Annotated in this window: 1 protein-coding gene; it reads left to right on the top strand. The window is 38.5% G+C overall.

The features are described 5' to 3' along the window. The coding region (locus tag Q0212_RS12100) for a cadherin-like domain-containing protein (RefSeq protein WP_297925850.1) at positions 1 to 4,392 on the top strand (4,392 nt) is incomplete at both ends.

Here is a 4,392-nt window from a genome sequence, read left to right on the forward strand (position 1 = left end):
TGTTGATAGCAAGAATGGCGAATCGAATGATGACAGTTATGCACCTGTTTTTTCGCCTGATGGGACTAAAATTGCCTTTACGAGTTTGGCTACTAATTTAATTGCTAACGATACTAACGATGTTGGTGATATTTTTATTAAAGATTTGCTCACAGGCGAAGTCACTCGAATTAGTACCAATAGCAAAGGTGAAGAATTAAATGCATCTAGCGAAAGTTTGGTATTTTCACCTGATGGAAAAAAAGTCGCTTTTATCAGTTCTGCGAATAATGCCGTAGATAATGATACTAACTTTAATGTTGATATTTTTGTTAAGGATTTGGAAACTGGAGAGTTGATTCGGGTTAGCACCACAAGTGCTGGCCAAGAAGCAAACGCATCCAGTTATGCGCCTGTTTTTTCACCTGATGGCAGCCAAATACTATTCCAAAGCTATGCCTATAACTTAGTAAACAACGACACTAATGATGTTGGTGATATTTTTATTAAGGATTTAACAACAGGACATGTGACATTAGTGAGCCAGTCTGCGACTGGTGTACAAGCCAATGCGTTTAGCCAACAAGCGTCTTTTTCCGCAGATGGCTCTCAAGTTGTCTATGCAAGCTTGGCTAATAATTTGGTAGAAAATGATAAAAATAGTTTTCAAGATGTTGTAGTGGCTACATTAGGTGTGGGTGGAGGAACAGATACTGTTCAAAGTTCTGTTTCTTACACCTTACCAAACAATGTTGAGAATTTAATTTTATTAGGAAAAGATAGTCTGACAGGTGCTGGTAATGAGTTGGATAATATTATTACAGGCACAGAAGCAGGTGATTTTATTTATGGATATGCAGGTAATGATACGCTGTCGGGAGCATTGGGTGACGACAATATAGAGGGTGGGGTTGGAGATGATCTTGTCTCTGGTGATGATGGCAATGATTATTTAGCGGGTGGTGAAGGAAACGACACGCTTGTTGGCGGTAATGGCAATGATAATTTAAGTGGCGGAGCAGGTAATAATAGTTATATTTACACAAATGGCCATGACTTTATCAATAATGAAGAATATCCAAGCCCTCAAGAAGATAACGGTGTAGGTGACTTATTAACAATTGCAAACTTTGCGCGTAGCCAAGCTGTATTTAGCCAAGATATTCAAATTGCAACAACCTTAGTTATTAGTTTTCCCTCCTCAGAAACAGACAGTATTCGCATTAATAACTTTTTTAATGTTGATGCCACAGGCAAAGTTGAAACCTATAGTAAAGATGCCATTGAAACATTGATATTTAAAGATGGTACAGTTTTAACAGCAGCACAAATTGTTGGTATTTTTAATAACACACCTCCCCAAATTATTAATGATCCATTAAATGCCGAAGTCAATGAAGATGGATCAATTACCTTAGATTTATTATCGAATGTTTCTGATGTCAATGGTCAATCTCTAATCATTACTAAAGTTGATTTGGATGATCCTACACAAGGCACTTTGGGCTTTTTGGATAGCCAAGAAATAGTTTTTACTCCTGCTGCCAATTTTAATGGTGCTGTGAGTTTGACTTATACCGTCAGTGATGGTGTTGCCAGTGTAACAGGGAAAACCATTATTCAGGTGATGCCAATTAATGATGCGCCAACTACTTTATTACCATTAGATAATCAAATGGTCGATGAAGGGCAGTCATTTGTTTTCACTATTCCTACCGAAGCATTTACTGATATTGATGGCGATAATTTAGCCTATAGTGCGAGTTTGGTGGATGGTAGTCCATTGCCATCTTGGCTCAGTTTTAATGATAAAACTCACACATTTAGTGGCATTCCAAGTTTTAGTGATGCAGGTACATTACAAGTAAAAGTGGTTGCAACAGACCCTGATGGTTTATTTACTTCACAAATTTTTACTCTAGATATTAATGATGTGAATCAAGCACCTATTGCCATTAGTGATGCACCATTGTTAATCACTAATGAAGATACTGACTTAGCAATAGATCTGTCACTCCGAATTGCAGATCCTGATGGTGATGACTTTACTATTGAAAGTGCCAGCAGTACGGCAGGTACAGTAGTCATTAATGCTGATAAAACCTTGACTTATATACCAACAGCAGATTTTTATGGCATAGCAGACCTCACTTATACTGTTAAAGATAGTCAAGGTGCTATGTTTACCAAAACAGAATCTATCACCGTTAATGCGGTTAATGATGCACCAGTAGCTGCTTCACCATCGCCAATCACTAATCAGCAAGTTGATGAAGCAGCCACCTTTAGTTATCAAATTCCAGCCAATGCTTTTAGTGATATTGAGAGCGATCTTGGCGAGGGGCAATTAACTTATACAGTCAATGGTTTGCCAGATTGGTTAAGTTTTGATGATAAAAATCGTACATTAGTTGGTACACCAACATTTAATGATGCAGGTAAGCATACTATTATCGTCACTGCTACAGACAATGGTGGTTTGTCTGCGAGTACCAGTTTTGAATTAACGATTAATAATGTCAATCATCAGCCAGTAGTCGATATAGGGACAAGTTTTATAATTAATGAAGATGACTCAACGCAAATCATAGACGTGATGTCAGGTATTAGTGATCCTGATGGCGACACAATTAGTATTTCGAATGTCAGTGTTGATGTCAGTCAGGGAGTGGCTATTTTAAATGCGGATAAGACAATCAGTTTTACTCCTGCAAACGATTTTAATGGTACAGCAACGATCAGTTTTGTGGTGAGTGATGGAACTGCATTTGTTAATTCTTCGGTTGAAGTGGTTGTTCAGCCTGTTAATGATGCACCTGTATTAACAAGTACCCCGATTGATTTAAATGATCCTATAGAAGACACTTCTTATGTGTTGTACGCTAACGATTTATTGCAGGGTTATACCGATATAGATGGCGATATATTGAGTATTATTAAACTGACGGTTAGCAATGGCACCTTAGTTGATAATAATGATGGCAGTTATGTGTATACGCCTAATCCCGATTATTTTGGCAATATTCAACTAAATTATTGTGTGTCAGATGGTATTGCTGAAACACCAGTTACACGTACACTAAATGTCATTAATCAAAATGATGCGCCAACAGGTAGCGCAACAGCCATTCTAAAAAATGGTCAGGAAGATGTAGCATATATTGTTAAAGCGAGTGATTTATTACAGGGCTTTAGCGAAGTTGATGGCGAAGCATTATCTGTTATCAATTTGAGTGCTAATCAAGGCACGGTCATCGATAATTTAGATGGTACATTTACCATTCAAGCACCACAAAATTATAATGGCGTTATCAATTTAAACTACCAAGTGACGGATAGCACATATACCTTATCGGCCAATCAAACTTTTGTCCTTGTACCAGTGAATGATGCGCCAAATACACAGGATATTATTGGTAATCTACAAATTAATGAGGGACAAAGTTTTCTTTATGCTTTGTCAGCCAATAGTTTTAAAGACCTAGACGGAGATGTATTAACGTACACGGCTACTTTGGAGAATGGTGATCCTCTACCAAGTTGGTTGATTTTTAATCAGAATACATTAGGTTTTAGTGGTACACCGAGTTTTAGTGATGCGGGTGTTTTACAAATTACCGTGGTTGCTAGTGATGGCTCTCTAACAGCTGCACAAACATTTGCATTACAAATACAAGATGTGAATCGTGCGCCTATGGCCTTAGATGTGTTAGGTAATTTTTCAACAAATGAAGATCAATCTTTAGATAATATTAATGTTTTATCATTAGTTGCAGACCCTGATGGTGACCCCTTAACAGTCACTTCGGCGGTGATTACTGCAGGGCAAGGTACAATTAGTATTAATGCTAATCAAACTTTAAATTTTAATCCTACGCCTAATTTTAATGGTTCAGTGACGATTAGTTATCGTGTTGAAGATGGACGAGGTGGCTTTACCGATCGACAAGATACAATTACGGTTAAGCCAATCAATGATGCACCGATTGCGCCCTCAACGCCTGTTGTCTTAGCCAATGGCACAGAAGATCAGTCTTACACGATTCAGGCCAGTGATTTATTACAAGGCTTTAGTGATGTGGATGGCGGCAGCTTAAGTGTGGTGAATCTACAAGCGACGAATGGCAGCCTTGTGGATAATCAAAATGGCAGCTATACCTTTAGCCCCACGAAAGACTTCAACGGTACGGTTCAGTTAAGCTATCAAGTGAGTGATGGCAATAATGGGTTGACAGCAGCGAGCAACAGCTTTGTGATCAATGCCGTGAATGACGCGCCTGTTTTATTCTCAAGCCCTGCGGTTTTACCGAATGGCACAGAAGACCAGTCGTACACGATTCAGGTCAGTGATTTATTACAAGGCTTTAGTGATGTGGATGGTGGCACTTTAAGTGTGGTGAATCTACAAGCGAC

It is taken from the genome of uncultured Agitococcus sp. (assembly GCF_937920075.1).
Lineage (GTDB): Bacteria > Pseudomonadota > Gammaproteobacteria > Pseudomonadales > Moraxellaceae > Agitococcus.